Origin of the sequence: Rhodovibrio sodomensis, assembly GCF_016583645.1 — a bacterium.
Classification (GTDB): domain Bacteria; phylum Pseudomonadota; class Alphaproteobacteria; order Kiloniellales; family Rhodovibrionaceae; genus Rhodovibrio; species Rhodovibrio sodomensis.
Genome location: NZ_NRRL01000034.1, coordinates 16,768 through 43,124 on the forward strand (window position 1 = coordinate 16,768; position 26,357 = coordinate 43,124).

Here is a 26,357-nt window from a genome sequence, read left to right on the forward strand (position 1 = left end):
CCACTGACACGGCATCAGGTTACCGCGTCGATGCTAAGTTCGCCATAAACGTCGTCATCTTGTCGTAGGCCGTGTCCCGGTCGAAGCCGGCGCGTGCCGTGACCGGGTTCGCGGCGACCTTGCCGGTGCGACGCTTTTCCTCCAGCCGGTCGACCAGATAGCGCGCGACCGCGTCGGGATCGTTTGAATACAGTCCGGCCCGATGCTCGGCGATGATGCTTGCCGGAACGCCGTCTTCGTAACCATGGCCCAGGATCGGCCGGCGCGTCGCCAAGTATTCGAACAGCTTGCCTGGGACGTTACCTTGTTCCGCTGGGTCGTTCCACTGAAGAAGCAGCACGAGGTCCGAATCCATCTGACGGCGAAGGGCCTCCAGATAGGGTAGCGGCGCGACGAGGTTGACGTTCTCGCGTACGCCATAGCGATTCGCGAGTTCGGAGATGCCTTCGTTCTCACCGACGAAGTCGACCCGGATCCGCCCTCGGTAGGTATCGTCAAGGCTCCGGATCGCTTTTAGCAGCACACTGGGATCGCGTCGGCCCGGGTAAATTCGCCCGACGTGGCTGATCACGAGGACATCCGGTTCTGACGGACGCGCGGGCAGGGCGGCGGCGCGGTCGATGTCTTGCGGGTCGTAGCCGTTCAGGACGACCTCCGTGGGCTTGCGGCACCTCTCGGCGTACTGCCGAGCCCAAGGCGCCGACACGGTCACGATCCCGTCGGCTTGGCGCATCACCCAGGTCTCCAGGCGGCGTTCGAGCCACTCCCGGACGCCTGATCCCGACCGATAGGGGTCATCGCTCCAGCGATCGCGCATTTCGACAACGTACGGCTTACCTGTCAGCCGGGTCACCAGCGCCCCGGCGACGACCGTCGAATACGGGGGCGCGGAGGCGAACACGACGTCCGCGTCGAAGCTCCGGAGCTCGCGGCGCGCGGCGCGAACGGCGTGCGGGATCCAGCCGACGCGCTTGTCGGGGAAGTTGGTCAGCGCTTCGTAGGCGCGCCCCAGGCGGCGCTTAAGGCCGAGGCTACGCCGCCGGCCGCCCGCTTCGGACCCTGCGTTCTCCGTGCCGGACGCTTCCGCGCTCGCGGCCGGGACCGGACGGCGCGGCCGGGCGATGTAATGCGGCAGCGCGTTGACGTCCCACCATCCCGTCCGGACGACCGGGCATGATGGCACCGTATCGAGCGGCGGTGCAGAACCCTTGAAGTCCGCCGTGACCACCCGGACCGTGTGGCCGTGCCGGACCAGGAAATCGGCGAACTTGCCCACGCGCAGGGCGCCCATCGTGTTCGCCGGCGGAAAGAACCATGTGATGATCAGGATTCGCATGACGTCGCTTAGGCGGCCGTGGCGAAGCGGTCGCGCAGGTCCGCCACAATCCGCTCGGCTGTCCGGCCGTCCCACCTGTCCGGTCGCCGCAGATAGCGCCGCTCCTGGTCGAGGGCGTCGCGCACAGCCTCGGGCAGTGTCCGTGTCGTGACCAGCCGGTTCGAGCCCTGTTCGATTGTGATCGGCCGTTCGGTGCCCTTGCGCAGCGTCAGGCACGGCACACTCAGCGCGGTCGTCTCTTCCTGAAGCCCCCCGGAGTCGGTGATCACGAGCCCAGCCGAAGCGACCAGGGACATGAATGCGACGTAACCTTCCGGCGCGATCAGTGACACGCCAGCAGCGCCCTGTAACGTCTCAAGCAGTCCCGCGGCTTCGAGGCGGCTGCGTGTGCGCGGGTGAACCGGAAACAACAGCGGCACCGTCTTCGCCGCCCCAACGAGGGCGTCCACCACGCGGCCGAGCTGATCCGGATCGTCGACATTTTCCGGGCGGTGCAGGGTGACCACGCCGTACGTCCCCGGCGCGACACCGTGGTGGGCGGGCGCGTTCGCCGTCTCGAAGCGCGGGCGCACGCGTTCCAGCGCGTCGATCATGATGTTCCCCACCAAGGTGATCCGCTCTGGCGGCACGCCCTCGTCGGCCAGATGCGCGTCCGCGTCCGGGGAGGGCGTCCACAGCACGTCGGCGACGCGGTCGACGAGGACCCGGTTGATCTCTTCCGGCATCGATCGGTCGAAGCTGCGCAGGCCGGCCTCCAAGTGACAGGTCGCTACCCCCAGTTTCACCGCTGCGAGGGTTGCCGCCAACGTGGAGTTCACGTCCCCGACGACGACGACCACATCCGGGGCCCTGTCCAGAAGGACCGATTCATAGGCGCCCAGGATCTGGCCGGTCTGCCAACCGGCCGGGCCGCTGCCGATCTTGAGCGCGATGTCCGGTTCGGGCAGACCAAGGTCGCGGAAGAAGAAGTCGGACATGTTTTCATCGTAATGCTGGCCCGTATGCACGATGCGCGGCTCGAAGCATGACCCGGCCGCCAGGGCGTGATAGAGGGGCGCGATTTTCATGAAGTTCGGTCGGGCGCCCGCCACCAAGTCGATCAGCATGCCCATTCTCCTGCTCCGTCGACGCGGCCGTGGTCGTGGAGGATCGTTTTCAGGTCGTGCTCGAAGCGGTCCAGCGCCCTCGCCCAGTCGTGCCGGCTTTCAACCTGCGCGCGGCCGGCTGCGGCTAGGCGCGCGCGCTCTTGAGGATCCGTCATCAGCTCGACCACGCGCTGGGCGGTTTCTGTTGGGCCCGCTGCCTGGAGAAGATGGTCGGGTGCCCGGGCATCGACCCCCCGCGCGGCGAGTGGACTGGCAACGACCGGAACACCGAGCGCCATGCTTTCCAGTAGCTTGTTCTGGGTGCCCCGCGCGATCTCCAGCGGCGCAACCGTGCACGCGGCGGCGCGCACGTACGGCCGCACATCGTCTACGGTGCCGGTCACTTCCACGCCCGCGATCCTGGCCAGGTCTCGTACTCTTGCAGTGGGATTCGCCCCAACGATCCGCAGCTGCGCCGATGGCACCGCGCGTCGAACCTGAGGCCACGCCTCGGCGCAGAAACGGTGCATCGCTTGGACGTTCGGGAAGTAGTCCATGCGGCCAACGAAGCACAGCGATTTTGGATCGTAGGCGTCTTCTGTCGGGTGGAAATAGGACAGATCGACCCCGTTCGGGACGACGGTGTACGGCACGGTGCCGGCGATCGCCTGAAGGCTCTCGGCCTCGACGGCAGTTGCAACCACACTGAGATCGAACTGAGCCGCCAGCCGCCGCTCGATGCGCGACAGGCACCGGCCCTCCAGCGCGTAGACAAGGCGCATGGGAAGACGGGTGTAACGGGTGTAGTCCAGCCATTTGCGCGAGTCCATGTCGACGAAGTCCAGCACCTTCGTCGGTCCGACGAGGTCGGCCACATACGGCGCCACTGACGAGGAATGCACGACGACGAGATCGAATTCGCCGCGGGCCACGAGCTGTCTTACCCGCCGGATCAATCGGGGGGACCGGAAATACCCAAGTGAAGCCGTGTGCCCGGTCAGCGCACTGCCGAGCGTGCGAACAAGACCACCCGCCCGGGAGATCGGCGCGGTCTCAACGCTCGGGCCCTGGCCGGCGAGTGTCTCGGCTGCCGCAAGCTCTTCGGCGTCGCGCACGGGGGCGGCAACGGTCACCGTGTTGTGCGCTGCGAGACGCTTGATTGTATGGTACGCGCGGACCTTTGCGCCGCCAGCGGGCGGGTACGGGAAGCGATGGCTGAGATACAGGATACGCAGACCGCGAATCCCGCCACCTCCGTCATCGCGCGGCGTCATGTCCCCTCTGTGCGCTGCATCGGGGCCGTCGTGGTCGCGTTTGTCGGCGATGCCGTTTTCTCGACCAACTCAGTGGCAATCTCGGCGATCCGCGCCGCGTTGCCTTCCCACGTCATGTCACGCTCGCGCACCGTCGCCGCCGCAGCCTCTCCGAGCCGACGTCGCAACGCGGCGTCCCCAGCCAGCTGATCGACCGCCGCGGCGAACGCCCCCGGGGTGTGTGGATCGAACAGAAGGGCGGTGCGCTCATGTTCGAGGATCTCGCGTATGTTCGCGCGGTCCGGGGCGATGATGGCACAGCCGGCCGCCATGTACTCGAACAGTTTGAGCGGCGATGCATACGGCGTGACGTCTGGCTGAAGGGCCACCGAAACCTGCGCGAGGCATCCGGGAATCGCTGTGTGCTCGACCGCGCCGGTGAACGTAAGCTTGTTTTCGATGCCCAGCCTGCGCGCTTGATCCGACAACGCGGGGAGCGCAGGTCCGTCTCCGACGATCAGGAGGCGCATGTCCATTTCCGTCCGTGCTGCCAGGACCTCAAGAACACGGTCCAGGCCGTGCCAGGAGCGGGCGAAGCCGACGAAACCGAAGGTGACCGGTGCGTGCCTCGTTGCAGCGGCGCTCGACCCGGAGGCGACGACCGTTGGACGCGGAACCGCGTTCGGCACGACGTGGATCCGGTCTTCCGGGACACCAGCCCCACGGAGGTGATCGGCGAGCGCGTCGCTAACCGGTAAGACAGCGTCCGCGCGGCGCCATACATCGGCCTCCATACGCCGTGCAAGACGCCGCAGGGCGAGACGCCCGTAGGCTGCGCGTTCAACCGCGAGCGGAGCATTCACTTCCAGGATCAGGGGGATGCCAAGCCGTTTCCTGGCCCAAGCGCCAGACAACAGGAAAAGATTGTGGCGTTCGTAGATGACATCGGGCCGGAACTTACGCAGGGCTGCCTGTAACCGGCGATGCGTGGGTAGGTTGTAGGCAATTTCTAGAAGCTCGCCCATCCATGCCGGCATGCGCTGCCTGAAACCGGCGACACGCGCCGTCAAGCTTCCGCCCTCGCCGCTGGCTGTGGGCCCGACAACCTCAACCTCATGTCCGGCGCCCCGCAAGGCATTCACGATCGCGTTGACATGAACCCGCATGCCGTCATCGGCGACGATCCGATGATGATACAGAATCCGTACCCGTTCGCGACCGCTGGAACGCGGCGGGGGCGTGGCGACAGACGGGCTGGTGTCGGGCATGTCAGCTTCGTTGTGGCGACGACGCGGCTTGACGATATCAACACGTTGGTACCGTTCATAGCGTTAAGCGCTGGTAAAGCCGGCGCGCGCGGTCGGGATAGCGACCTTTCTGGCAGCAACTGGGCCGGTACAATCAGCCGAGGGATGGCTGACGCCGACCGACTTTCTCACCGACCGGCTCGCCAAGACCAGAGCGGCCAAAACGGACTGGTGGTGCGGGCAGATCCTGTCCGCTACGCCACCTGCCAGCTACACTGGGCGAGATCCGGTCAAGATCAACCGGCCAAGGAGCGCCCAGCCGCGCGCCGGGTCAGACAGGAGAGCCCCGACGCGCTCAGCGCGTCAGGGCTCGTCGCGACATGCTCTTTCAGACAAGAAGCTTGTTAGCTCTGCCGAGACGTGGGCTTTAACTCGCTTTCCGGTCGCGCGGGTAGCGTGCGGCCACGATGCCGAGCATCATCAGAGCCGTGCCAAGCAGACCGAAAGCGGCTGGCGCTGATATTTCCGTAACCGGCGGCTCTTCTGGCGCTTCGGTATCGTAGAACGTTAGGTGCGAGAGTCCCGCACCGTTAGGCGTAGACCAAGTGTTGCTCGTTTGTGCCAACGCTTGTTCGAGACAGGCCAGCGTGTAAGGGTCCCCTTCAGCGCAATCCCCGTCGGGAGCTACGGCCGCGTCAGGAACTTCCCAGAACAGATTGAAAAAGTTGCTCCCTTTTGCGGCCCAATACTTCACGGCTGGGTCGCCTTCTCCAGTATCGTATTCCCAGCTCCCGCTTGTCGAGCTCGTACCCGTCCAAGAGAACTCTGTACCGTCCACCGTGTCGTATAGAGAATTTGTCTCTCTTTCGCCTGTGTTCTCGGTGCCATCCTCGGCAAATTCAAACTTGGCGATCACCGGGGACAGTTCGATTCTGTTATTGTCTTCGCCGATGTAGATTTCGCAGGCGCCGAAGCCTTGCCCGAAGTAACCTGAACAGTCACTGCCGCTGAACTTTTTCTCGATCAGACCCGCGTGCGCCTCACTCACCATCAACGTCCCGAAGATAGCGGCGACACTCGCAGCTGTGATACAACACCGTGACGTACGGCCAATCGATTTTCTCATCTCTTTTGCTCCCGGTCTGCTTCTGCAGCGTAAACGCTGATCGCGTGACTTGCAAAACCGGTGCCAGGTTTTCTATCTTATAGAATGCAAGGGGTTAGCGGACGGGAGCGCATGACAGAGCTAACATCTGTAAAGCAGGCTTATCACGTTCCTGCGGGCGCCTCACCAAACTGTAAAAATTCCCGACAGCTGCTGATCGGTGGCCGGCCGGCTGCCATGTGCATGGCTGATCAGCCAGGCGCTTCGTCGTGACCGAGGGCGCGGGCGGCTTTCACGAGCAGGTGCGGAACCAGCAGACGCACGGGCATTTTGAGCAGGTGCCCGCGCACGTACAGCGCCGCGCGGGCTGAGGCCGCCGCGAAATTGGTACCCGGTAACACCGCCCGTCGGAAAGACGCCAGCATTGCCCGGTCCACCAGTCCGCGGGGGCCGGGCACGTCTGCGCCGACAGGTGTGTCGCAGGTCTCCTGGACGAGCCACAGGGCCCAGGACACCGGATGCCCGAAGCCCAGGGCCTTGGCACGGCGCCGGAGTTCGACCAGGTCGGGATCCGCGCGCAAAAGCCGCCGCAACAGGAGGTCGAGATCCGAGAGATCACGCAGCCCGTTGGTGAAGTCGCCTTCGTTGAGCAGATGAGCCGCGCTGTGGATCACCAGATCGGTCTCGGCGAGCGCGTAGACGCCCGGTTCCGGAGTCGCTTTGGCGTGTGCCAGCAGGTCCCGCGCATCGATCCGCGGGGCCGCCGTCCGCGGGACGATGTTGTGATGCACGTCGACCAGGCTGCCGCGCTCGCGGTGCACCATCGGGGGGATCTGGTGCATCCACTCGTAGTAGTAGCGGCTGTCGTGGGGGGTCAGCGGCGGGCGCGTCCAGCCCGCGGCGGTAAGCGCGGCTTCCGCCTCGGCGATGCGGGCTTCCGGGACCAGCAGGTCGATGTCCTCGAAGGTTCGTCCCTCGGCGGCGGGGCTGTCGGTCGCGACGTAGGCAGCGCCCTTCATCAACACCACGGGAAGGCCATGCGCGCCGAAAACATCGCGGATCCGACGCACCTCGGCCATGACGTCCGTGTGCTGCTTGGCGGCGAAGCGCGCCATCCCGTCGAGGTGGCGGCGCGGCGCATCGGGGACCTGATCGAGCAGACCGTGACGGACCAGGCGCGCGCCCAGACGGCCCAGCAGACCCGTGTCGCGGGCTTCCAGGATGAGGTCGGTCCAGGCATCCGGCCCGAGGTTCGACACGGTCTCGGGCGCTGCAAGGACACGCGCGGTTAAGGGGCGCATACCGGTCTCACGCGTCCGCGGTGATCCGATCGACGGCGGCCACGGCCGCGTCCAGATCCCCGTGGGTCAGTTGGTAGCCGTCCGCCCCCGACATGACGTCGGCGAGGGCGTGAAACCCGTGGCGCTCCAACACATCGTAGTTGAACGTGTTGCTCGCCATCGTGACGAACGCCTGGCTGCGCGGCACCCGCGACAGGCTCAGCTCGCGACCGGGGGCAAACCGCGGCGAGACGACCCATTTCACGCGGGCTGACTGGCCCACCGCCAGAACACTCGCGGCCGACGGGCGGAGCAGCCCCACGTGGCCGCGCTGCGTGAGGTAGACATCCGGCAGCACCTCGCCCGGTAGCCGTTCCCGCATCACCGCGATCGCGTCGTTCTTCAGGCTGATCGCCTTGAGGCAGGGATGGATCGCGCTGGTCTCCATGTCGATCACGGCGAACTCGTCGGCGAGCAGACGCCAGCCGGCTGCCATCAGACCGGCCGCCAGCGTGCTTTTGCCAGAGCCGGAGGGCGCCGGCAGAACGAGCGCGTCACCGCCGCGGGCCACGACCGCGGCGTGCAACAGCAGATAGCCGTGCATCTCCGATCCGATCACCCAGTTGATCCCCGATTCCAGCAGCAGCGGGGCATGGCGGCGTGGTGTCGGATAGAGGGGCGTGCGCGACCCAACGCGAAAGCCCGCGCGCGGCCGGAACAGGCGACGCGGGCCCAGATCGATACCATTCACCTGGATCGGGACGTCGATGAAGGTGCCGGGGCCCGCCTTGGGATGGCGGCCATAAATGAACCGGACGCTGTCGTGCAGGTGGGGCAAGGCGGTTTTCAGGGACACCGTGAACGCCCCCAGTGACCACCCGATTTCGCCGCCCCGGTGGGTTGGCCCTGTGAGCGCGTCAGCCGTCATGAACGGTGATCAACCCGGCGTTCTCCAGGTCGACGATCGCGGCCTCGACATCAGCGGACGACCCACTCTCAAGGCCGTCAGGTCGCATCGCCGCCAGCGTGGCATCTTGGCCCTGGAGCAGCGCTGTGAGTAATGTGGACGCTGGGGGTTCGAGGGCGATCGTGCGCCGTGTGTCGAGATCGTAGACAACCACGGAATCACCGAAATCCCGCACGTCCAAACCAGCCGGCTGAACGGTCAGAGAAATCGGGGGGAGGGGGGCCGACATCCTCGCTAACGACGCGGGCGGTCTACCCAGACCCTCGCCGGCCCATTAGGAGCCGCCAGTTTCGAAACCCTTGGCTTCGTCGATGAAGCCCTTGGCCTTGTTCAACCCGTGCGCTTTGCCCTGAGCGGGTTCCGGAAGGGTTCTCTGGCTCGTGTCGGTGGGCGAGACGCTCGACGTGTTTGCGCAACCGGGGCCGGAATGCGTGCCCGAACAGCGACTGCCGCTATCCGCCAGGGCGAACGTCGGTCGATTGGCAAGCACGGTCACGAACGCACCCGCGCCTGCCGCGCCCTGAAGCAGGCGACGACGCCCGCGGGCGTCGACCGCGGTGCTCTCGGTTTGGCGAATCGGGTCCGCCCCGTTTTGGTCCGGCGACCGGTCATCCGTCATCGATGTATCGCTCCCGTCCAGGATTCCATGATCGCCAAGCCCCCTATAAGGTACTAGTTGGTCCGCCCCGGTACAAGCTGCCAGCCGCAATCTATCCGTTTGCGCGGCCACAATCCCACCGACGCCCCATCACGGCCCGACAGGTCAGGGCGGCCAGCACCACCAGCAGTGCATCCGTGATCTCCGGCACGTGCGCGGTCTGAAAGCGCTGGAGCCATTCGACGGTGAAGGTCACGCCCACACCGGCGAGCGCTGTCGCCAGCCACGACCGCCAAGCGCCCCATCCGATGTAAACCAGGGCTCCGTAGGCGAAAGCTTTCCAGGTCAAGGCAAGCGCGTTGTGCCACATATCGCCGTAGAGGATGCTTAAGAAAGGCCGCCAGTAGAACGGTTGAACGGCGTCGTCCCGCAGGTCGAACGGCCACAGCCCGGAAACGGCGATGCCGCCCGCCAGGCAAGCCCATACCCAGGCCGCCGGCCGGTGCAGGTGTGCGAGCCCGCCGAACCAGATGAGCAGGGCGAGGCCGGCGCCGGCAACGCTCGCCAAGCCGAGACCGTCGCGTCCGATGATCAGGGTCTCACCGGCGCAGACCGCGAGAATCAGGGCGGGGGCCCAGCGGTCGCCCCGCCGGTCCAGCATCGCATCACGCAGCAGAAACGTGGCCGCCAGCCACGCGGCCGTGTTCGCCACGACCGACCTGACCGGGGGTGCGGTATCGAGCAGGGGCTTGAGGTTGTCCTTGATCGCCTGGAGGTCGAGGGAGGGGACGAATGGCGCCAGCCGGTAGGCCACCCAGGCCATCAGGAGGGCCGTTGGCAGCGGCCGCAGGCGCCCCGGGAGCGGCTCGACGCCGACCGAGACGCGTCCGAGCGTGACGGCAACCCCGGCGCCGGCGACGAAGCCCACTGTGTTCCACACCGCGTCGACGAGCGTTGCGTCCCGGCTGGGAAGGACGAGCTGGGCGGCTTGCACGCCGACCGCGAGCCCCAGGGTCACCGTGGCCATCGCGGCAAAAAGGCTGCCGCGCCAGCCGATCCGCGCGCGGCTGGCGGTGACCGCCGCCAGGATGCCGGCGGGGGCCAGCAGCAGCACGTTACCCGCCGCGTTCCCCTGACTGGTTCGCCATCCCCAGGAGTCGGTGAACGCGGCCCAGGCTGACGGGGTCGCCAGCTCCCAGTCGACGTCGAACGGCCAGGTCGACAGCAGCGCGATGGCGATGAGGGCGAAGCCCCAAATGCCTGCTAGGACGGAGGCACGGACGGCCGGCCGACGTGCCGCCGGCTGCCCGCTGGCCCGGGTGCCGGCGTTTTCCGGGGTGGCCTCGCGCGCGCCCTCCCTCACCTCTGGCCGCGTGACCGTCATGACCGCTTTTGATCACCGCAGATCGCCGATTGCAGCCACCGCAGGGTCGCCTGCGCCGCCGCCTCCGGATTGCCCGGCTGGGAGAAGGTATGATCCGCGCGCGCGAGGGTCACCGTCTGATGGTGCGCTCGGCCCTTGCCGAAGGCGCGCGCGCGCCAGTCGTGTTCCGCGGCCACCTGACGGAACTCGTCGGCCGTTAGATCGCGGTCGCTGAGAAGGATCAGCACGTTGCCGGCGAACCGCGCGAGCCCGGCCGCCATGCGGGTTGGGAGGTCGTGGGCTTCGTGGCTTAAACCGATCTTCCGGCGCACCGCCGCCGCGAGACTGGCCACAACACCGCCCGCCGCGCGTGGCAGGTCGACCCGGCCGCGTGCCAGTTTTGTCAGGAAGTCGCGTGAGACCAGCCGGCGGGAATAGTAACTCTTGAGACGCGCCTGGGCGGCGCCGGTCTCGGTCCGCACCCAGGGGTTGGCCAGGACGATCCCCGCGACGCGCGGGTCCGACCCGGCGTAGAACGCGATCGCCGAGGCGGCGTCGCACAGGCCCCACAACACCACGCGGCGCGCTCCCGACTGCGCAAGCCCGGCATCGATCGCCGCGCGGATGTCCGCGTCCACCGTTTCGAACCCGCCGAGCTCGCCGGTGGCATCGCCCATCCCCCGGTAATCGAAGCGAAAGACGGGCCAGCCGTCCGCTGCCAGCCGGCGGGCCAGATCGACGAACTGGCGGTGCGCGCCGATACGGTATTGTGGACCGCCCACCACGATTACGACCAGCACGTCCGCAGTCTCGGTCGCTGGATGCAAGATCCCGATCAGCCGGTCGGCCGCGCAGGTGAAGCTGCAGGCGCGTTCCGGTTGTGTCATTGTTCGCTGCTGATCCATCCGGTCGTGGTCTCGATCAGGTCGGGCGCGAAACCGAGTTCCTGGGTCGCCCAGAACGGGTCACCGGTCACCGCGGCGCCGGTGACGGCACATCCCGCGGCCTGCCAGCGCGCGACCGTCTCGCGGGCGCCCCGGCCGAGGGCGGGCTCGGGGGCGGCGCTGACCTCGAACCAGCCGGCCGGGCCAGACGGGGCCGGGGGGGTCGTGTCCAGCGCCTGGATCGCAGCCACCAGCTCGCGGTTGAGGCGATACCCGCCGATGTCGAGAAAGCCGTCCCGGGCGAGCGCGGCCTCCAGGTCGGCCCGGGAAACCCGCGCGCTCCCGGTCATGTCGCCGGCCAGCCGCAACCGGAAAAACTGGTTGAGGTGGCTGCGCCCTGAGAACACAGGCTGCCAGAGCAAGACCGGTGCGTCGCGTTCGAACAGGCCGGCCGAGTGGGCGAGGGCGGCGCCCAGCCGGACGCACCACGGAACGACGGTCTTGTAGCCGGCCGCCTCCAGCCAGGCGACCGCGCCGGCGATGTCGCGGCACCAGCGCGTCCAGGTCGCCTCGGCGAACACGCCCGCGCTGTCGCCCGTGCCGTAGGGATCGACCAGGAACGCGGTGATCCCGTGCGCGGCCAGCTCGCGGGCCTGGCGGGTGGCGAGATGGCGGGTCTTGTTAGCTTCCTCCGCGAACGGCGGCACATACAGGGCCGCCATGCGCGAGTCGCCTCGGGCGGGATGCAAGACGCAAAACAGGCGTTCGCCGTGGATGTCCGCGAAGAAGGGTTCGGGGGCCGGCGGGCTCAGGCTCAATGCGGCAGCTTTGCCTCGACCAGATCCGTCAGGCTTCCAACCGTGGCGAACGCTTCCGCGGTGATCTCCTCGTCTTCGAACTCGATGTCCAGACGCTCTTCAAGCGCGGTCACCACGTTCACCACGGCCATCGAATCGAACTCAGGGATCGCGCCGAACAGGTCGGCCTCCCGAGGCAGGGGGTAGCGGTCCGCACTGATCTGCAAAGTCTCCCAGAGGACCGCGCGCACCTCGTCGATCGTCGTAGCGGCTTGCTGCTCCATCATTGGCTCCAGTTACACCAGTAGTTCGGCGGGCGGCGTGTGCCCGAGAAACGCGGTGGGGCTCGCCGTGAGGCCGTACGCCCCCGCCTGAAAGATCGCAACAAGGTCGCCCGGCCCCAATCCGGGCAGCATAACGTCGTCGCCGAGGAGGTCCAGGGGCGTGCAAAGGCAGCCGACGACGGAGACGCGCTCTTCCGGCCCGCGCGCCGGACTGGCCGCGGCGAGCGGGAAGTTGCGCCGGATCCGCTGGCCGAAATTCCCGGACGCGGCGAGCTGGTGGTGCAGACCGCCGTCGGTCACGAGATAGGTCTTGCCGCGCGAGACCTTCCGATCGACGACGCGGGTAAGGTAGACGCCGGCTTCGGCCGCGATGTAACGCCCCAGTTCGATGCGCAGCGTAACCCCTGGAAACGCCGCCCGCAGCCGGGCGCAGACGCGCTCCAGCGCCGGGGTGAGGGCCGGGACGTCCAGCCGCTGGTCGTTGGGGAAATAGGGAACGCCGAAGCCGCCGCCCAGGTTGATCCGAGGCGGCGGCGCCGGGGCGTTGCGCCCGAGCTCCTCGACCAGCGCGCCGATTCGCTCGCAGGCTTCGGCCAGGACCTCCGCGCGCAGGTTTTGCGATCCCGGAAAAACGTGGAAGCCGTGAAACTGGGCGCCGCGCGCACTCAGCCGGTCCAGCACCGCGGGCACCGCCTCGGCATCCACCCCGAACTGCTGCGGGCCGCCGCCCATCTGCATGCCGGAGCCCTTGACCGAAAAGTCGGGGTTCACCCGAACCGCCAGGTTCGGCTGCACCGCCAGCTCGGCGCCGATGTCGGCGGCGCGTTCCAGCTCACCTGCCGATTCGATCTCGATGATGATCCCCGCGGCGATCGCCCGCCGCAGCTCCGCATCGGTCTTTCCCGGGCCGGCGAAGCTGACCTCTTCGCGCGGCATGCCGGCGTCGAGCGCGACCCGCATCTCGCCTGCGGAGGCGATGTCGAAGCCATCGACCTGATCGCTCAGAAACCCCGTCAAGGCGGGCATAGGGTTGGCCTTGATGGCGTAATTGAGGCCCAGCGCCTCGGGCAGGGCCGCGCGCAGCTCGCGGACGCGCCGGGCCAACAGCTCGCGGTCGTAGACGAACAGTGGTGTTCCGCCGGCCTCGGTCGCGAGGCGCTCGGCCGGTCGTCCGCCGAGAATGAGGCCGGATTCGGTCCAGGCGTGATGGTCAAGCGCCGGGTGCATGGCTGTCCGCCGGGGTGAAATGGTTTTTGTAGCGATCGCTCAGCGCCTTCCGGTCGATCTTGCCGTTGGCGTTTCTCGGCAGCTCGGCCTCGGTTATGCACGCCGTTGGGATCATGAAGTTGGGCAGGTCGCGTTGTGCGGCCGCGATCACGTCGGCCGTCTGCAGTTGGCTGGACAGGCTCGCAACCAGCGCCAGCATGATCGCCTGCCCCTTGTCCGGATGCGGGACCCCGAAAGCCGCAGCTTCGGCGACGCCAGGCTGGGCAAGCGCGATCTCCTCCACTTCCGCCGGGCTGACCCGGTAGCCCATGGTTTTGATCATGTCGTCGCCGCGGCCGACGAAGTACAGAAAGCCTTCGGCATCCGTCTTGACCAGATCTCCCGACCAGACCGCGATCTCGGGCCGCCCGGTGCCGGCATCGGTTGCCGGCGCCGGACGGAACCGGCGCGCCGTACGCTCGGGGTCGTTCCAGTAGCCGTGCGCCACCAGGGGGCCGCGATGGACAAGTTCGCCGACTTCGCCGGGATCACACCGGGCGCCGTCCGCCCCGACAACGAGGATTTCCGCGTTGGGGATTGCCTTGCCGATCGAATCCGGCCGGCGGTCGACTTCAGCGGGCGGCAGGTAGGTGGAGCGGAACGCTTCGGTCAGCCCGTACATGAGATACGGGGCCGCGTTAGGGAACAACTGTCGAAGCCGGTGCAAGGTGGCGCGCGGCATGTGCCCGCCGGTATTGGCGAAATACCGAAGGTTCGCCCGGCTGGCGTCATCCCACTTGGCCTCGACGAGCTGGAACCAGAGCGGCGGGACCGCGGTCAGGCCGGTGACCCCGTGTCGGGCGCATGCTTTGGGCACATCCCGGGCCAGCAGGTAGTTGTGCAGTACAATGCTCGCGCCCGCGGCGAGCCCGGTGCTGAGCTGGCTGAAGCCGGCGTCGAAACTGAGCGGCAGGGCGGCGAGGATCACGTCCTCTTGAGTGTTGCCGAGATACTCGGCGACGCTGAGCGCGCCGACGAGGAGGTTGCGGTTGGTCAGCACCACCCCCTTGGGCCGGCCGGTGCTGCCCGAGGTGTAGAAGATTGCAGCGAGATCGGTTTCGAGGGCCGCGTCACTGGCACGCCACCCAGTTTCGCCGTCGGTGTCCAGCAACCGTGCCCAGTCCGACTCGGGCGGTCGGGACCCGCCATCGAGCCCATCCACAAGCACCGCGGCATCCAGGTTCCAGGGCGCGGAGTCACAGTCTGCGAGGCTGGTCCAGCGGGTGCGCGCGGTGACCAAGAGACGCGCACCACTGTCGTGCAGGATGTGATCTACCTGGCGTGGCTTGAGGACCGGGTTGACGGGGACGAAAACGCAGCGGGCGAGCAGACAGCCTAGCATCGCCGCAACGGTCTCGCGCTGCTTGTCCAGATAGATCGCAACCCGGTCCCCGGGGCGCAGCCCGCGGGCACGGTATCCGGCGGCAACACGCCCGACCAGGTCTGCCAGGTCCGCATACGTCATCGCGCCACGGCGGTCGACGAGCGCGGTCCGGTCGCCGGCCGTCTCCGCGTGGCGACGTGCCAAGTCTGCTAGATGCTTGATCATGTACGACGATGCTGTTCGAAGCCGGTTGTTCCCGCTAGGCTTTGTCCCACGCAGGTATGTTGTATACAAGCCCGACCGGCCAGCGCGAAGTCCACATTTGAAGCGTCCCCATGCGTTTGTTTGAAAAGCTAACCGGGCTGCGGCGCGCCGTGGGATGGTACAATGCGGCCTTGTACCTACTTGACCGCGGGGCTGACCGCCTTGGGCTCCCTTTGCGTGCCCGACGTTACTACTTCGTCGTCCAGCCCGTGCAGGGGCCGAGGCTACCGGCTCGCCGCGGCCGGGGCCTGCAGGTGAAGACGTTCGATACGCCGTCACCCGAGCTGGCTCAGCTACCGCTCACGGAAGATGTGATCCGCTATCGATTCGATCAGCGGGCAACCTGCTTCTGCGTGTTCCGCGACGACACGGTGGCCGGGTGTCTCTGGCTATGCCCGGGCGACTACGTCGAGGATGAGGTGTCTGCGGTTTACCGGCCGTTACCCGAGAACGCGACGGTTTGGGATTTCGACGTCTATGTCGATCCCAACCAGCGCGGGGCCCTGGTGTTTCCCAAGCTCTGGGATGAGGCTAACGCGTCTTTGCGGACGCGCGGCGTGAGGTGGTCGGTCAGCCGTATCTCGGCGTTCAACGAGGGATCGCTGGCCGCGCACCGCCGGCTCGGCGCCCGTGTCGTGGGGGCGGCCACCTTTTTACGGCTGGGTCCGCTGCAGGCGGCATCCTGCAGCCTCGGCCCGCGCGTGCATTTCTCCGCGGCCCGTTCCAAAGGTCCGCTGATACGCGTACCCGTTGAAGGTCCTGATGGAGTGACCGGACAATGATTCGTTTTGCTGGCATCCTCGATCCACGCGGGGCACATCACCCGGAGTTGTTGGACCGCATGGCCGGGACGTTCGACGGACGTGCGAAGGTCATCAGCGCTGGCCCGGTTGCGGTGGCCTGGACGGGCGGCGGGGCTGGCCAGGTCATCGTCGATGATGACACCGGGGTCGTCGTCGCCATGCAGGGGGCGCCCCGTCTGCGCGACGGCGCGACGGGTCACCTTCAGGGTCGGTCTTTGGCGCGCGAAATTGCCGGACTGTATGTCCGAAATGGACAGGAAATCCTTGACAGGCTGCAAGGAGACTTTGCGCTCGCCCTCGTCGATCCGGCGCGTGAGCGCGCGCTCCTGGCCACGGATCGTTTCGGCGTGCGTCGGATGCACGTGGCACAACGCGGCGACCAGGTTCTATTCGGCACCGAACTCACCCCCTTGAAGGCGGGTCTGCCCGATGGCGGGCGCCTGAGCCCGGAGGCGCTGTACCGCTACCTCTACTTCTACGCGGTTCCAGCGCCGCACACGATCTATCAGGACGTCAACCGCCTGGAAGCTGGGCATTGCTTCGATTGGACGCCGAGCCGGGGCGAGCTGCGGCGCTACTGGGTGCCTGAGTTCGGCAGTGCCGGGGCATTCGACCCGCGCGTCGCACGCGAGCGACTTTTTCATGCCCTGGATCGCGCCGTGGAACGGGTGCACGCCTCAAGTAGCCAAGTCGGTGCTTTCCTCAGCGGCGGCCTCGATAGTTCGGTTGTCGCCGGCCTCGCGAGCCGGCATGGACCCACCCCGTGTTTTCACGTGAGCTTCGACGACGCGCCGTTCGACGAGAGCGGTTATGCACGGCGCGCCGCCAACTGGTTTGGTCTCCCCCTAGAGGAGACGTGCCTAGCGGCGGACACGGCACAAGACCTGCTGCTCCGGCTCTCCCGTCATTTCGACGAGCCGTTTGGCAACTCATCGGCGATCCCCGCCGCTCTGTGCGCTCAGCAGGCCCGTGCGAAGGGTGTGGATTTCATGCTTGCCGGGGATGGGGGGGACGAGATCTTCGGGGGTAACGAGCGTTACGTGCGTCAGAAGCTGATCGCGAGATGGGAGACCGCCCTACCGGCGAGGCTGCGCCGTGCCCTCGCCTCGATGCCGGGCGGTCTGCAGCGCGGGCCGTTGCGCCGCCTGGCGCGGATTAGCGCGTTGAGCGAGCGCCCGCTCAGCGAGCGTATGCTAGACGGCGCAAGTGTTCTGGACGCCGATCCGTTCGACGTTCTCCACCCGGATCTTGCGGCGGGCGTTCGCGCCCATGGCCCGGTCGACGACATGCAGGCGTATGCTACCGGGTGTCCCAGCGACGACTGGCTCTATACTCTGCACTACGTCGACATGAAGTATACGCTCGCCGATAACGACCTCCGCAAGGTGGCCGCCGCGTGCGACCTTGCGGGCGTCGAGTTTGCCTACCCGATGCTGGACGAAGACGTTGTGGAGGTGGCGCTCAGTGTGCCTTCCGATCACCTGATACGCCGTCTGCGGCTGCGTCACTTCTACAAGAATGCTGTGGCCGGTTTCCTCCCGAGCGATATCATCAACAAGAAGAAGCAGGGCTTCGGGATGCCGTTCTCGCAGTGGCTCGCCGCCGACCCGGGCCTGAATAAGCTGGCGCAAGATGCCCTTGCCGATCTCGAACAGCGGGATATCATCGCACCCGCTTACATCCATATGGCACGCTCAGGGCTGAGCGAAGACAATGCGGCCGGTCTGCGAGGCGCGGCATGGGATCTCGTCGTCCTTGAACTCTGGCTTAAAGCGCATGCGCCTGGGGCCCCGGTCTAAGTTTCTCCCTTGCCAGCGCTGCTGGCAGGCGGTTCCGGAGGCGTGGGGCCTCGGCCACGTGATGCCCAGGAAGCGCAATGACTTGGGCAGTTTTTCGAGAACCCGCGGGAGCGCTGGCCATGGCGCCGGCCTGGATGACATCATCGACAGTGTCATCATGTTCGACCTTACAACTACACTTACAACTGCCGATCAACATCGAAGTCATCGCAACGCGACACAAAGGGTTGCTTTGGCTTCAGTGGAAGCTGTTGAAGGGTGTCTAGCTTGGAAAGCGATAACCGCCCTGGGCCACGTCACGTTGCTGTGATCATGGATGGCAACGGTCGTTGGGCGCAAGCGCGTGGTCACCCGCGGACAGTCGGTCATCGCCAAGGGGCTGAAGCGGTCAAGGGGGTCGTCCGCACCGCAGGCGAGTTTGGCGTGTCGTATCTTACGCTGTTCGCGTTCTCCGCCGAAAACTGGAAGCGATCGGCGCGGGAGGTCCAGGATTTGATGGGGCTCCTGCGTACCTTCGTTCAACGCGAACTCGATGACCTGCGCGATAATGGCGTTTGTCTGCGTGTCATCGGCGATCGAACCCCTCTGCCGGAGGATCTGCAGGACATGCTGGCGCGCGCTGAGGCCCAGACGCGGGCGAACCGGCGTATAGCGGTCACACTCGCCCTCAATTACGGCGGTCGCCAGGATATCGTCAACGCGGCCCAGCAGATGGCACAGGGGGTCGCAGACGGCGAGCTTGGGGTCGATGAGATTTCTCTCCAGGCATTCGGCGACGCGCTCAGCACGTCGTCTCTTCCCGACCCGGACCTTCTTGTTCGGACCGGAGGCGAGCAGCGAATCAGTAACTTTCTGCTCTGGCAATGCGCCTATGCGGAGATGTTTTTCATAGATAAGCTTTGGCCCGACATCGGACCTGATGACGTCCATGCGATGGTGGAGACCTACCAGCATCGGAGACGCCGCTTCGGTGCTATCATCGGGAGTTGACCCACTGTCCAAGGCCGGCGGGTCGTGAGCCAAGGGGGTTCGGAGGGGTATGGAAAGAGTGATTGTCACCGGTGGCGCCGGCTACGTTGGAAGTCATGTCTGCCGGGAGTTAGCCGGGCACGGCTACGAACCAGTCACCGTCGATACGCTTGAGAACGGGCACCGATGGGCGGTTCGCTGGGGGCCTCTGGAAACCGTCGACACGCGCGATGAAGACGGCTTGAGCCGAATCTTCGCGGCTTACCGGCCGATTGCCGTGATGCATTTCGCCGGCTATACGCAGGTGGGCGAATCGGTTCGGCGACCGCTCACCTATTACCGGAACAATATCGAAGGTATCACGGCGCTGCTAAGCGTCGTTCAGCAATTTGGTATCGAACCGTTTGTGTTTTCCAGTACGGCAGCCGTTTACGGCGTGCCAGACAAGACGCCAATTCCTGAAACCCATCCACTCAAGCCGATCAACCCGTACGGTGTCAGTAAGTACGCCAGCGAACGCATCCTGTCTGATCTCTCGGCGGCCGAGACTTTCCGGGCAGTGTCCCTCAGGTACTTCAACGCGGCCGGCGCCAGTCCGGAGGGAGAAATTGGCGAAGCGCACGATCCCGAGACACATCTGATCCCGAACGCGATTCGCGCCGTGTACGACCCTGATTTCACTTTGGACGTTTTTGGTACAGACTTTGATACGCACGATGGCACGGCAGTGCGCGATTACGTCCACGTTTGCGATCTCGCATCTGCCCACGTAGCGGCGCTGACCTACCTGTTGCATGGCGGTGAAAGTTGTGCCGTCAACCTTGGGACCGGACACGGGACGACGGTCCAGGAGGTCGTAGATGCCTGTGCCCGGGTTCTGGGACGCGAACCGCGCAACCGCCGCGTGGGCCGTCGGGCCGGAGATCCGCCGGCGCTGGTGGCAGAGCCAGGGCTGGCCAGAACCGTTTTGAACTGGCAACCGCAGATGAGCGACCTGTCAAAAATCATCGAGACAGCGGGTGGCTGGTACCGCAGTGCGTCCTCGTCGCCGAATTGAAGTGCGGCCATCGCGGTGAATAATTAAGCCTTTATATCCCAAACACAGTAACCGATGTTGCGACTCGCAGACTTCCGTCTCGCGTCCGCCGGAGCTGATGGCCGACGCAGCTCGGTAAGATGCTCAGCATCTGCGTGATAGGCGCCAGACGGTCGTACTTGGGCCGCCGAACGACGCGGCCTTTCCGCGTCCGACGGATCGACTCGCCGACGCAGATGCGTTGGTTCCAGCGGAACGCCACCTCCGCGACATACCGGTCGGTATGATTCGGGCTGATGTGATGGAAGACCCCGGCAACGGTCCGTCGGAGCCGGTCACCTAAAAGCGCCTGGACCAGGGGCGGTTTAGCTGGCCGCCCGTCCGGGACGGTGTGATGCAGCTTTCGCGCGCCCAGTTCGAGGCGCTGTTCGAGGGCACGCCACCCCGCCCTACTGGCCGGTCGGTGCATTAAGCGGGATCACGGGCGCCCCGCAGCCTCGTGGTTGAGCCCACACGGAACGATCCCTGTAGACAGCTTTCGGGGGCACTACGGACCCGGCGTTCGATTGTTGCTGCGCCCGGATTGGGCCGGCCGAAGAATGGCAACTGCGGATAGGGAGCATCTACCGCGCCCTCCGGCAAATACACAGTCACTGTACTTTACAACCTCAAGCCACTAATGCGTTCAGTTGTTAAGCGCACCTTACATTATCGTTTTAATGGTTAATATATCTTTCCCCAGGATCATGGACTTACGTCTTTGGCACAGTGTTTGCGCGCCGGTACAGTGGGGAAACCATTTCCTCACTGTAAAGCAAAGAGGATGCACCATGACTGGCACTAGGAAGCGATTCGGTATAGCAACCGTTGCCGCGAGCGGAATCCTTTTAATATCGAGCCAAGCATTGACGGCTCCGATCGAAGGTTCGATCGGTTTCGGTGGCGAGTTTAACGCCTATACGCAGGATGACGAAAGCGGCTCAACCACAACCGATATGACGCAGGCAAGCTCTATCCAAAGTATTGATGAAAATACAGCGGTCATCGCAACAAGCGGAGACTTCACAGGAATTCCGGACTTTACCGTCGTGGATTCGTGGGCCGATTTTGATATTCCCGCAGATTCGTCAGAAATACCATTTCAGGCATTTTGGAGCGTTTCAAGCGGCGGAACAACATTTACGATGAATATCGAATCGTTCGACGTAAGTAATCTGGAAACCGACTCTTTCGATTTTGAAGCAGTGGGACAGCTAACCTCCACGGACCCAAGCTTGGACACAACGCCCGGGATTATCGATGCAACTTTCAATACGACGGGTGTGGAAGCGACTTTCTCGGCGACTAGTACATCAATCCCAAGCCCAAGCACCCTAGCTCTCCTTGGGATAGGCTTGATCGGTCTAGGCGCTGCCGCAAGGGTCCGTGCGTAGCGAGCTTTCTAGTTTGATTCGCGATCAGGTGTGAAAGCCTCTCCTGCTTCCCGTGGCATGCAGGGGAGGCTTTGTTTATTGTAACAGATGTGAACGTAGGTCCGCTGTATTCTATCACCGGTGACAGGTTAACGTGCTGTGCTTTCAAGCATGTGTCGCTATCGTCTTCCGCTGGGGGCAGAAACTAGCCGCCGCCTTGTTTCGGCCGCTTCGGGTCAAGGGACTGAACCGCGGTAGCCCAGGCGGGCAAGAGCGTTTTCTGGCGCAACGACGTGCCTCGGTCGCTTAGGATCTGCGTTTCGCCGGCGGATGTCTGTGGTCCGCCATCGACGGAGGTGGCGCAATGCGTCGTCCTCGCTCGGGCTCTCGGATATCCTCGACGCCCAGGGCGCCGCCTTTCGTCAGGCCCACGCCGGCCGTCTCAGCCTCGGCCAGCTCAAGGTCATGGCCGCGATCGAGCAATGCCGCACGGCGGCCCTGGGTGGGCACGTCGCGGCCTGCCACGCCTGCGGCCATACCCGGATCACCTACAACTCCTGCCGCCACCGGCACTGGCCCGGCTGCCAGGGCGCGGCCGCCCACGCCTGGCTGGCCGCCCGCCAGGCCGACCTCCTGCCGGTGCCGTACTACCATCTCGTTTTCATGCTGCCGGCGGCGGTCGCCGACATCGCCTACCAGAACAAGGCCGCGATCTACGCCATCCTGTTCAAGGCGACCGCCGAGAACCTGGTGACCATCGCCGGATAAACGGGTGGTCCGGTTGGCAACCATGCACGTTGGATAGCTGTTTTCGCACCGTTGGTCTTGGGGCGATCGGGTTCGGCATTGATCCGTGCGGGCAAGGGTGCCGGGGCGGGGCAGCTTCACTGAGATGCGATGTTGGCTACCTAACCGCCGCCGAAATGACAGGTCACCCGAAAGACGGACCGCTCGGCCTCTGTCCGCGATCGCTCTGGCTTGCCGGCCGAGACTTGCGCCTCGGACGACTTCAGAAGCTCGCGTAGCGCCGCAATGGGCTCTGCGAAACCGACATTGCGAATGACATGGCCTGTGCTGGCATAGATACTGGGGGTATTGATCTGCGCGATGACCACCCCAACGAGCCGTTCGTCCTGATCCACTAGGGCGCCGCCACTGTTACCGGGGCGCAGATCGCCGTGGAACACGATCCTCAGCGGGCCTTGAGCGCCGTCGTCACCGATAGTTCTTAGCTTACCGAAGCGCGCGGCTTTTCGGATCGGTCGAATTGCGGTTCGTCCGCGGTTCGGATAACCGATCGTCGCCATGCGGGCACCTGAGACGGGTGTCCTTCCGAAGGCGATTGCGATCGGTGTCAGGTTCTTTGACGGCGTCTGCAAGAGCGCGAGGTCGGCGTTCCGGTGGCGCGCGACGACCGTGGCCTTTCGGGTCGGGAATGACGGATGGTGAACCCGGATGCGCCGGCACCCGTTAACAACGTGAGCCGCCGTCACGATGTGGCCGGCGGATGTGACAAGAACGCCGCTACCAGACCTGACGACTTCGGATCCGGACGGTTGTCGGCCGGGGTTGGATCCCCGTGCCTGCCGAAAGCGCTGCCGCTTGATGCGCTCACGGATCTTCTCGGCTTCGGTGGGGGAGACGACCCTGCCTTCGCAGTTTGCGGGGACAACCTTCTGGACGAGTTCGCGGGCTGGATCGTAACAGGGCGCGAGATTGCTCCCCCCGGACGCCGCGGACACGCCTGCTGAAAAAAACCCAAACGTGGCGAGACCAATCAGGCACACCACAGTGGTACGGCACGACATCCCCTGTCTCCCTCGCCCGCGTGGCGCGCTAGTTTGGAGATTCTAGCGCCGGATACGGTACCATATAAAGCCAAGCGTTTCGTAAAGCGCGTAGTAAGACGCTTCCAAGCCCGCTAGTGTGGGGAGGATGTCGCGCCAGCCAAAGGCGCCTGCGGGTGGCATCGGATGGACCCCCACTGGGATCACTTCGAGTTGGGTGGTCTCGAACGCGAGCATGGCGCGCCGGAGATGCCAACTGTGCGTCACAACCAGAGCGCGAGAGATCTCTGCATTCTGCAGAGTTTTAGCGGCTTCGAGGGCGTTCTCGCGCGTGTTCATCGCCGATGCTTCTTGCCAGCGAACGGGAACGCCAAAGACCTCGCGCAGACTGCGCTCCATGATGGCCGCGCCGGGTTCCGTCATATGCTTGAGCTGGCCGGCCGTGACGAGGATGGGGAGATCGTGAGCCCGGTGAAGAGTCGCCGCTTTGGCGAGTCGTTCCAGGGTGAGCGCGCCCGGGACGCCGCCGTCCTCGGCGGCGTCAAATGTTCCACCGAGTACGATGATCGCCGCCGCGGACCGCAGCTTGTCTTTTGACGGCTGGGCATCCACGCTCACGGCTCTGAGTAGCGTCCCGCCCATGAGCGGGCTCGACAAAGCCCAGAACATGAGGATGACGCCCGCTAGAAGCAGGCGCCCAGGGCGGCTTCCTTTGGCGGTTAGGAACCAGCACAAGACCAGGAGCAGCACGAGAACACCAGGAGGTAGTATAAGGCTTTTAACAAGATCCATAATAAATCCTTATGAGCATCCCTTCACTTATCCGAGTGTGTTCAGAAAAAGAGCGTAGTGAAGCCTCCGCCACCATTTTTTATCGTGATTGCCGCTGGTTGCTTCTGAAAAGGAGTTCGACTGGTCGCGGCCACGCCCGCCAAGGATTGCCGCCATCACGAACATCACCTATTCCGTCACCGCGCACGACCCCGTCGAGCGCTTCGGGATCGTGCCAGGCCGGGTCGTCAGCTACGGAGTAGCTGACGATCTGGGCGTGTTGTCGGTAGACAGGTGGGTGATCACGGGGATGCGGAGATAGGCGCGTATTTCCACTCCCGTGGGTTAACCTGCCAGAAGACAGACCTGTTGACACCGGTCACCAAATGTGACCGTGGGCTTCCGGGCTTGTTTTAACCATGGATTAAGCTTTGTCGGCGATCTTCCGTTAGTCAATAGGGAGTTCGTCATGGCTAACGTTAGCGACTTCGCACATCAGACCCGCGGCCCTGAGTCGCAGGTCTGCGGCTTCACGTACCAGAAAGCAGCTTTCGCCGATCAGGCGGTTTCTCTTGCGGAATCGGGGGCGTACGGCGAGCTGTGGCATGACGCTGATCAGGCGGGGCGTTTGAGCGTTCGCAGCGCGGGCGTGGCGATTGCCGTTGCAAGTGCGGCGTGCTGGGGAGTGTTGTCCGTCATTGTTTCCGTTTTGGTCTGACCAGCTTATTCAGCGATGCCACGGCAATCCTGTTGGTCGACCGCAATGTCGTGACCTCTTGACACCCTCGAAAGGAGCCCTGGAGGGTCTATTCTTGCCTTCGCGCTCGATACGCTCCTGGGGGTTGTAGCTTGAGCATTCTTGAAACGGTCGCCTGGGGAGCGCCAACTCTCCAGCTTCTCGGACTCGGCGCTTTGGCGGCACTGTTCGCCGCATCGGTGGTGTTGAACGTTTGGCTACTGCACCGCATCAGGTGCCTTGACGCGCGCCAAAAAGATCTCATGCAGCGCATCAGGGAACGCACGGATCGGAGGGATCTGGCCACCGTGGCTGTTGCGGCAGTGATGTTGACGAGAGAGGGCCAGCAGGTCGGCAGGCGAGATATCGAAGAGCACGTCGAAGGTCTCTTACAGCACTGGACGCGCATCGAGGAGATGGCCGACGAGATCTCTCGCAAGCTTGACGAGACGGTATCGACAGGTAGCCGTCGATAGCAACGAGCCGGTCTGGACGCCGCAACCACGCCGTCATGTGACACCTCAGTACCTATTTCGTCAGCTGCCGAGTTCCGGCTGTGCGACAAGCGGCGTTAGTCAGCGCCCACTACGGTACGGCAAGCGCCGACCACATAGCGCGTCATTGCGTCCGATCCAACGTTGTGGTGCTTCAGAATACACCGAGCCATCTCGGGGTCGTCGATCTGCTGACTGTCCAGGTTCACCGACTGCTGGCCGGTCGCACTTTTCCCGGCAGCCAGGCCCAAGAGGACTGCACAAAGCATCACGGCGAGCAGCTGCCAACCATCAATCGTTTTCATAGCTTCGGCTCCGAATTTTTGGCATCATTTCAGGACATTTGGCCTTGGTGTTACGCGCTCGGGCTGGACCGCTTGTACCTGAGATGTGGTCGAAAGCTCTAGTCTTGGAGTGGATATGACCTGACCGGTTACGAGCGAGGTCTTTCATGTCGGCCGCAAGCGGCATCGCCCGGCTTACGCAGGATAACGGCCTCACCGAGGTCAGCCACAGAAAAAAGGGCGCGCAGCCAACTACCCGATCGCAGCGCGAGCAACCAGCACCGCAAAGACGAGCCTTAAACCAGCTCGGGTGCCGTCATCAGGCTCGGGGTGATCACCATGACCGGCAAGTTCTGGAACATCGACCTGGTGCGGGGTCGCCAAGCGCGCGACCGTCTACCTCGACGCACCGACGGCTCCGGTCAGATCGATTGGAACGAGATCGAGGTCGCGCTGATCGACACCGGCTACACGGAGCACCCCGTATTCGGCCCCTGGCAGGAGGGCGACAGCCCGTTCGTGCGAGTGGATGACGGGCTCAACTTGATCGAGCGCGGAAGGCGGCCCGTTGACCCGCTGGCTTACGAGGGCACGCCCGGCCATGGCACGCGCGTCGGGAGCGTTCTCTGCGGCAACCTGCCGGGGAGCTTCGTCGGCGTCGCGCCTGGGCTCCCCATCGTGCCCTACCGGGCGATCAACCACGTCGTGATCTATTCCAAGCAGGCTAGAAAGCACGTGGCTGAGGCGATTCGGCACGCCGTGCACATCAACGCCTGCGAGGTCATCTCGATGAGCATCGGTTTCCCGCAGATGAGCCTGTTCGGGCAACGGCACCTCGGCGAAGCGGTCGATCACGCTTACGACCACGGGATGATCCTGGTGGGTGCTGGCGGCCAAGTCGTTGATCGGGTGACTTACCCCGGCAAGTTCTCCCGCACCATCGGTGTCGGCGGGGTCCGCGACGACGGAACGGTGTGGTTCGAGTACGAGGAATCCATGGCGCAGCGCTCCATCGACGTGTGGGCGCCCGCCGACGACTTATTCCGGGCGAACAGCGTGCTGACCGACGGCTCCGTCAGCGCGGGCGATTACGGCACCGGCGACGGCACGTCCTACGCGACCGTCCACGTGGCCGCCGCTGCTGCGATGTGGCTGCGTCAGCACCAGGACCGGATCGACGATCTCTACCGAGAGCCCTGGCAGCGGGTGGAGG

General features: G+C 64.9%; 28 protein-coding genes and 1 pseudogene. 10 read left to right on the forward strand and 19 right to left on the reverse strand.

Annotation, left to right across the window (positions count from 1 at the left end; all coding sequences use genetic code 11):
- Nucleotides 1–19 precede the first annotated feature (19 nt).
- The 15 genes from CKO28_RS13270 to CKO28_RS13340 all read right to left on the reverse strand — a co-directional run bounded on the left by CKO28_RS13270 (nt 20) and on the right by CKO28_RS13340 (nt 15,014).
- Nucleotides 20–1,336, reverse strand: coding sequence for a glycosyltransferase (locus tag CKO28_RS13270; protein ID WP_200341270.1), 1,317 nt, complete (start codon nt 1,334–1,336; stop codon nt 20–22).
- Between the two features lie 8 nt (nt 1,337–1,344).
- A complete protein-coding gene (gene wecB, locus CKO28_RS13275) occupies nt 1,345–2,442 on the reverse strand; it encodes a non-hydrolyzing UDP-N-acetylglucosamine 2-epimerase (RefSeq protein WP_242480547.1) in 1,098 nt (365 codons plus the stop codon).
- Entirely contained in the window at nt 2,436–3,695 is a 1,260-nt protein-coding gene (locus CKO28_RS13280; RefSeq protein ID WP_200341272.1) for a TIGR03087 family PEP-CTERM/XrtA system glycosyltransferase, read from the reverse strand. Before CKO28_RS13280 ends, wecB begins: the two co-directional genes overlap by 7 nt.
- Nucleotides 3,692–4,942: a glycosyltransferase family 4 protein gene (locus tag CKO28_RS13285; protein WP_200341273.1), complete on the reverse strand. Its 1,251-nt coding sequence runs from the start codon at nt 4,940–4,942 to the stop codon at nt 3,692–3,694. The genes CKO28_RS13280 and CKO28_RS13285 overlap by 4 nt, the downstream gene beginning before the upstream one ends.
- A 406-nt stretch (nt 4,943–5,348) precedes the next feature.
- Nucleotides 5,349–5,969: a hypothetical protein gene (locus tag CKO28_RS13290; protein ID WP_200341274.1), complete on the reverse strand. Its 621-nt coding sequence runs from the start codon at nt 5,967–5,969 to the stop codon at nt 5,349–5,351.
- A gap of 308 nt (nt 5,970–6,277) precedes the next feature.
- The gene (locus CKO28_RS13295) at nt 6,278–7,285 is read right to left on the reverse strand and encodes a nucleotidyltransferase family protein (RefSeq protein WP_200341275.1); all 1,008 of its coding nucleotides are present in this window, start codon (nt 7,283–7,285) and stop codon (nt 6,278–6,280) included.
- Between the two features lie 49 nt (nt 7,286–7,334).
- Entirely contained in the window at nt 7,335–8,234 is a 900-nt protein-coding gene (locus CKO28_RS13300) for an HprK-related kinase A (protein ID WP_200341276.1), read from the reverse strand.
- Nucleotides 8,224–8,427 (reverse strand): hypothetical protein, encoded by a 204-nt coding sequence (locus tag CKO28_RS13305; RefSeq protein ID WP_200341277.1) that lies wholly within the window; start codon nt 8,425–8,427, stop codon nt 8,224–8,226. The genes CKO28_RS13300 and CKO28_RS13305 overlap by 11 nt, the downstream gene beginning before the upstream one ends.
- Nucleotides 8,428–8,547: 120 nt before the next feature.
- On the reverse strand, nt 8,548–8,892 hold the full coding sequence (locus CKO28_RS13310; protein ID WP_200341278.1) for a hypothetical protein: 345 nt from the start codon (nt 8,890–8,892) through the stop codon (nt 8,548–8,550).
- A gap of 91 nt (nt 8,893–8,983) precedes the next feature.
- Nucleotides 8,984–10,255 carry a VanZ family protein gene (locus CKO28_RS13315; protein ID WP_200341279.1) on the reverse strand — a complete coding sequence of 424 codons (1,272 nt, stop codon included), beginning with the start codon at nt 10,253–10,255 and terminating at the stop codon, nt 8,984–8,986.
- Nucleotides 10,252–11,121: a hydrolase 1, exosortase A system-associated gene (locus tag CKO28_RS13320; RefSeq protein WP_200341280.1), complete on the reverse strand. Its 870-nt coding sequence runs from the start codon at nt 11,119–11,121 to the stop codon at nt 10,252–10,254. The genes CKO28_RS13315 and CKO28_RS13320 overlap by 4 nt, the downstream gene beginning before the upstream one ends.
- A complete protein-coding gene (locus CKO28_RS13325; protein WP_200341281.1) occupies nt 11,118–11,936 on the reverse strand; it encodes a hydrolase 2, exosortase A system-associated in 819 nt (272 codons plus the stop codon). Before CKO28_RS13325 ends, CKO28_RS13320 begins: the two co-directional genes overlap by 4 nt.
- A complete protein-coding gene (locus tag CKO28_RS13330; RefSeq protein ID WP_200341282.1) occupies nt 11,933–12,199 on the reverse strand; it encodes a phosphopantetheine-binding protein in 267 nt (88 codons plus the stop codon). The genes CKO28_RS13325 and CKO28_RS13330 overlap by 4 nt, the downstream gene beginning before the upstream one ends.
- A gap of 12 nt (nt 12,200–12,211) precedes the next feature.
- A complete protein-coding gene (locus CKO28_RS13335) occupies nt 12,212–13,426 on the reverse strand; it encodes a pyridoxal-dependent decarboxylase, exosortase A system-associated (RefSeq protein ID WP_200341283.1) in 1,215 nt (404 codons plus the stop codon).
- Nucleotides 13,410–15,014, reverse strand: coding sequence for an acyl-CoA ligase (AMP-forming), exosortase A system-associated (locus CKO28_RS13340; protein WP_200341284.1), 1,605 nt, complete (start codon nt 15,012–15,014; stop codon nt 13,410–13,412). Before CKO28_RS13340 ends, CKO28_RS13335 begins: the two co-directional genes overlap by 17 nt.
- 293 nt (nt 15,015–15,307) lie before the next feature.
- Here CKO28_RS13340 and CKO28_RS13345 point away from each other — a divergent pair, with 293 nt between their 5' ends.
- From CKO28_RS13345 to galE, 4 genes are all read left to right on the forward strand, one after another.
- The gene (locus tag CKO28_RS13345; protein ID WP_200341285.1) at nt 15,308–15,835 is read left to right on the forward strand and encodes a GNAT family N-acetyltransferase; all 528 of its coding nucleotides are present in this window, start codon (nt 15,308–15,310) and stop codon (nt 15,833–15,835) included.
- Complete coding sequence (locus CKO28_RS13350; protein ID WP_200341286.1) at nt 15,832–17,655, forward strand: asparagine synthetase B family protein; 1,824 nt, start codon at nt 15,832–15,834, stop codon at nt 17,653–17,655. The genes CKO28_RS13345 and CKO28_RS13350 overlap by 4 nt, the downstream gene beginning before the upstream one ends.
- A gap of 267 nt (nt 17,656–17,922) precedes the next feature.
- The gene (gene uppS / locus CKO28_RS13355; protein WP_274610975.1) at nt 17,923–18,645 is read left to right on the forward strand and encodes a polyprenyl diphosphate synthase; all 723 of its coding nucleotides are present in this window, start codon (nt 17,923–17,925) and stop codon (nt 18,643–18,645) included.
- Nucleotides 18,646–18,694: 49 nt separating this feature from the next.
- A complete protein-coding gene (gene galE / locus CKO28_RS13360; protein ID WP_200341288.1) occupies nt 18,695–19,681 on the forward strand; it encodes a UDP-glucose 4-epimerase GalE in 987 nt (328 codons plus the stop codon).
- Between the two features lie 31 nt (nt 19,682–19,712).
- Here the strand turns inward: galE and CKO28_RS29315 are convergent, their stop codons facing one another.
- A complete protein-coding gene (locus CKO28_RS29315) occupies nt 19,713–20,060 on the reverse strand; it encodes a transposase (protein ID WP_367575745.1) in 348 nt (115 codons plus the stop codon).
- Here CKO28_RS29315 and CKO28_RS29320 point away from each other — a divergent pair.
- From CKO28_RS29320 to CKO28_RS13375, 3 genes and pseudogenes are all read left to right on the forward strand, one after another.
- Nucleotides 20,010–20,132, forward strand: coding sequence for a hypothetical protein (locus CKO28_RS29320; RefSeq protein WP_367575746.1), 123 nt, complete (start codon nt 20,010–20,012; stop codon nt 20,130–20,132). The two genes, CKO28_RS29315 and CKO28_RS29320, sit on opposite strands and share 51 nt — an antisense overlap.
- Before the next feature lie 433 nt (nt 20,133–20,565).
- Nucleotides 20,566–21,093 carry a PEP-CTERM sorting domain-containing protein gene (locus CKO28_RS13370; RefSeq protein WP_200341290.1) on the forward strand — a complete coding sequence of 176 codons (528 nt, stop codon included), beginning with the start codon at nt 20,566–20,568 and terminating at the stop codon, nt 21,091–21,093.
- Nucleotides 21,094–21,402: 309 nt separating this feature from the next.
- Nucleotides 21,403–21,834 (forward strand): annotated as a pseudogene (locus tag CKO28_RS13375) (IS91 family transposase); the annotation flags it as partial.
- A gap of 146 nt (nt 21,835–21,980) precedes the next feature.
- Here CKO28_RS13375 and CKO28_RS13380 read toward each other — a convergent pair.
- Together CKO28_RS13380 and CKO28_RS13385 are read right to left on the reverse strand one after the other, a co-directional pair.
- Nucleotides 21,981–22,880 (reverse strand): S1 family peptidase, encoded by a 900-nt coding sequence (locus CKO28_RS13380; RefSeq protein WP_200341292.1) that lies wholly within the window; start codon nt 22,878–22,880, stop codon nt 21,981–21,983.
- A gap of 42 nt (nt 22,881–22,922) precedes the next feature.
- Complete coding sequence (locus CKO28_RS13385) at nt 22,923–23,477, reverse strand: ElyC/SanA/YdcF family protein (protein ID WP_200341293.1); 555 nt, start codon at nt 23,475–23,477, stop codon at nt 22,923–22,925.
- A 622-nt stretch (nt 23,478–24,099) separates the two neighbouring features.
- On the opposite strand from CKO28_RS13385, the gene CKO28_RS13390 reads away from it, so the two are divergent.
- Together CKO28_RS13390 and CKO28_RS13395 are read left to right on the forward strand one after the other, a co-directional pair.
- Entirely contained in the window at nt 24,100–24,348 is a 249-nt protein-coding gene (locus tag CKO28_RS13390) for a hypothetical protein (RefSeq protein WP_200341294.1), read from the forward strand.
- Between the two features lie 131 nt (nt 24,349–24,479).
- Nucleotides 24,480–24,842, forward strand: a complete 363-nt coding sequence (locus CKO28_RS13395) for a hypothetical protein (RefSeq protein WP_200341295.1) — start codon at nt 24,480–24,482, stop codon at nt 24,840–24,842.
- Between the two features lie 95 nt (nt 24,843–24,937).
- Here the strand turns inward: CKO28_RS13395 and CKO28_RS13400 are convergent, their stop codons facing one another.
- Nucleotides 24,938–25,165 carry a hypothetical protein gene (locus CKO28_RS13400; protein WP_200341296.1) on the reverse strand — a complete coding sequence of 76 codons (228 nt, stop codon included), beginning with the start codon at nt 25,163–25,165 and terminating at the stop codon, nt 24,938–24,940.
- A 318-nt stretch (nt 25,166–25,483) separates the two neighbouring features.
- Between CKO28_RS13400 and CKO28_RS13405 the strand changes: the two genes are divergently transcribed.
- A partial coding sequence (locus CKO28_RS13405; protein WP_200341297.1) for a S8 family peptidase occupies nt 25,484–26,357 on the forward strand: 874 nt, incomplete at its 3' end.

Coding starts and splice junctions, on each gene's coding strand:
- CKO28_RS13335 (WP_200341283.1), bottom strand. CDS start 13,426: ATGCACCCGGCGCTTGACCATCACGCCTGGACCGAATCCGGCCTCATT.
- CKO28_RS13330 (WP_200341282.1), bottom strand. CDS start 12,199: ATGGAGCAGCAAGCCGCTACGACGATCGACGAGGTGCGCGCGGTCCTC.
- CKO28_RS13280 (WP_200341272.1), bottom strand. CDS start 3,695: ATGACGCCGCGCGATGACGGAGGTGGCGGGATTCGCGGTCTGCGTATC.
- CKO28_RS13270 (WP_200341270.1), bottom strand. CDS start 1,336: ATGCGAATCCTGATCATCACATGGTTCTTTCCGCCGGCGAACACGATG.
- CKO28_RS13340 (WP_200341284.1), bottom strand. CDS start 15,014: ATGATCAAGCATCTAGCAGACTTGGCACGTCGCCACGCGGAGACGGCC.
- galE (WP_200341288.1), top strand. CDS start 18,695: ATGGAAAGAGTGATTGTCACCGGTGGCGCCGGCTACGTTGGAAGTCAT.
- CKO28_RS13300 (WP_200341276.1), bottom strand. CDS start 8,234: ATGACGGCTGACGCGCTCACAGGGCCAACCCACCGGGGCGGCGAAATC.
- CKO28_RS13285 (WP_200341273.1), bottom strand. CDS start 4,942: ATGCCCGACACCAGCCCGTCTGTCGCCACGCCCCCGCCGCGTTCCAGC.
- CKO28_RS13350 (WP_200341286.1), top strand. CDS start 15,832: ATGATTCGTTTTGCTGGCATCCTCGATCCACGCGGGGCACATCACCCG.
- CKO28_RS13310 (WP_200341278.1), bottom strand. CDS start 8,892: ATGACGGATGACCGGTCGCCGGACCAAAACGGGGCGGACCCGATTCGC.
- CKO28_RS13320 (WP_200341280.1), bottom strand. CDS start 11,121: ATGACACAACCGGAACGCGCCTGCAGCTTCACCTGCGCGGCCGACCGG.
- CKO28_RS13315 (WP_200341279.1), bottom strand. CDS start 10,255: ATGACGGTCACGCGGCCAGAGGTGAGGGAGGGCGCGCGCGAGGCCACC.
- wecB (WP_242480547.1), bottom strand. CDS start 2,442: ATGCTGATCGACTTGGTGGCGGGCGCCCGACCGAACTTCATGAAAATC.
- CKO28_RS13380 (WP_200341292.1), bottom strand. CDS start 22,880: ATGTCGTGCCGTACCACTGTGGTGTGCCTGATTGGTCTCGCCACGTTT.
- CKO28_RS13390 (WP_200341294.1), top strand. CDS start 24,100: ATGGCTAACGTTAGCGACTTCGCACATCAGACCCGCGGCCCTGAGTCG.
- CKO28_RS13400 (WP_200341296.1), bottom strand. CDS start 25,165: ATGAAAACGATTGATGGTTGGCAGCTGCTCGCCGTGATGCTTTGTGCA.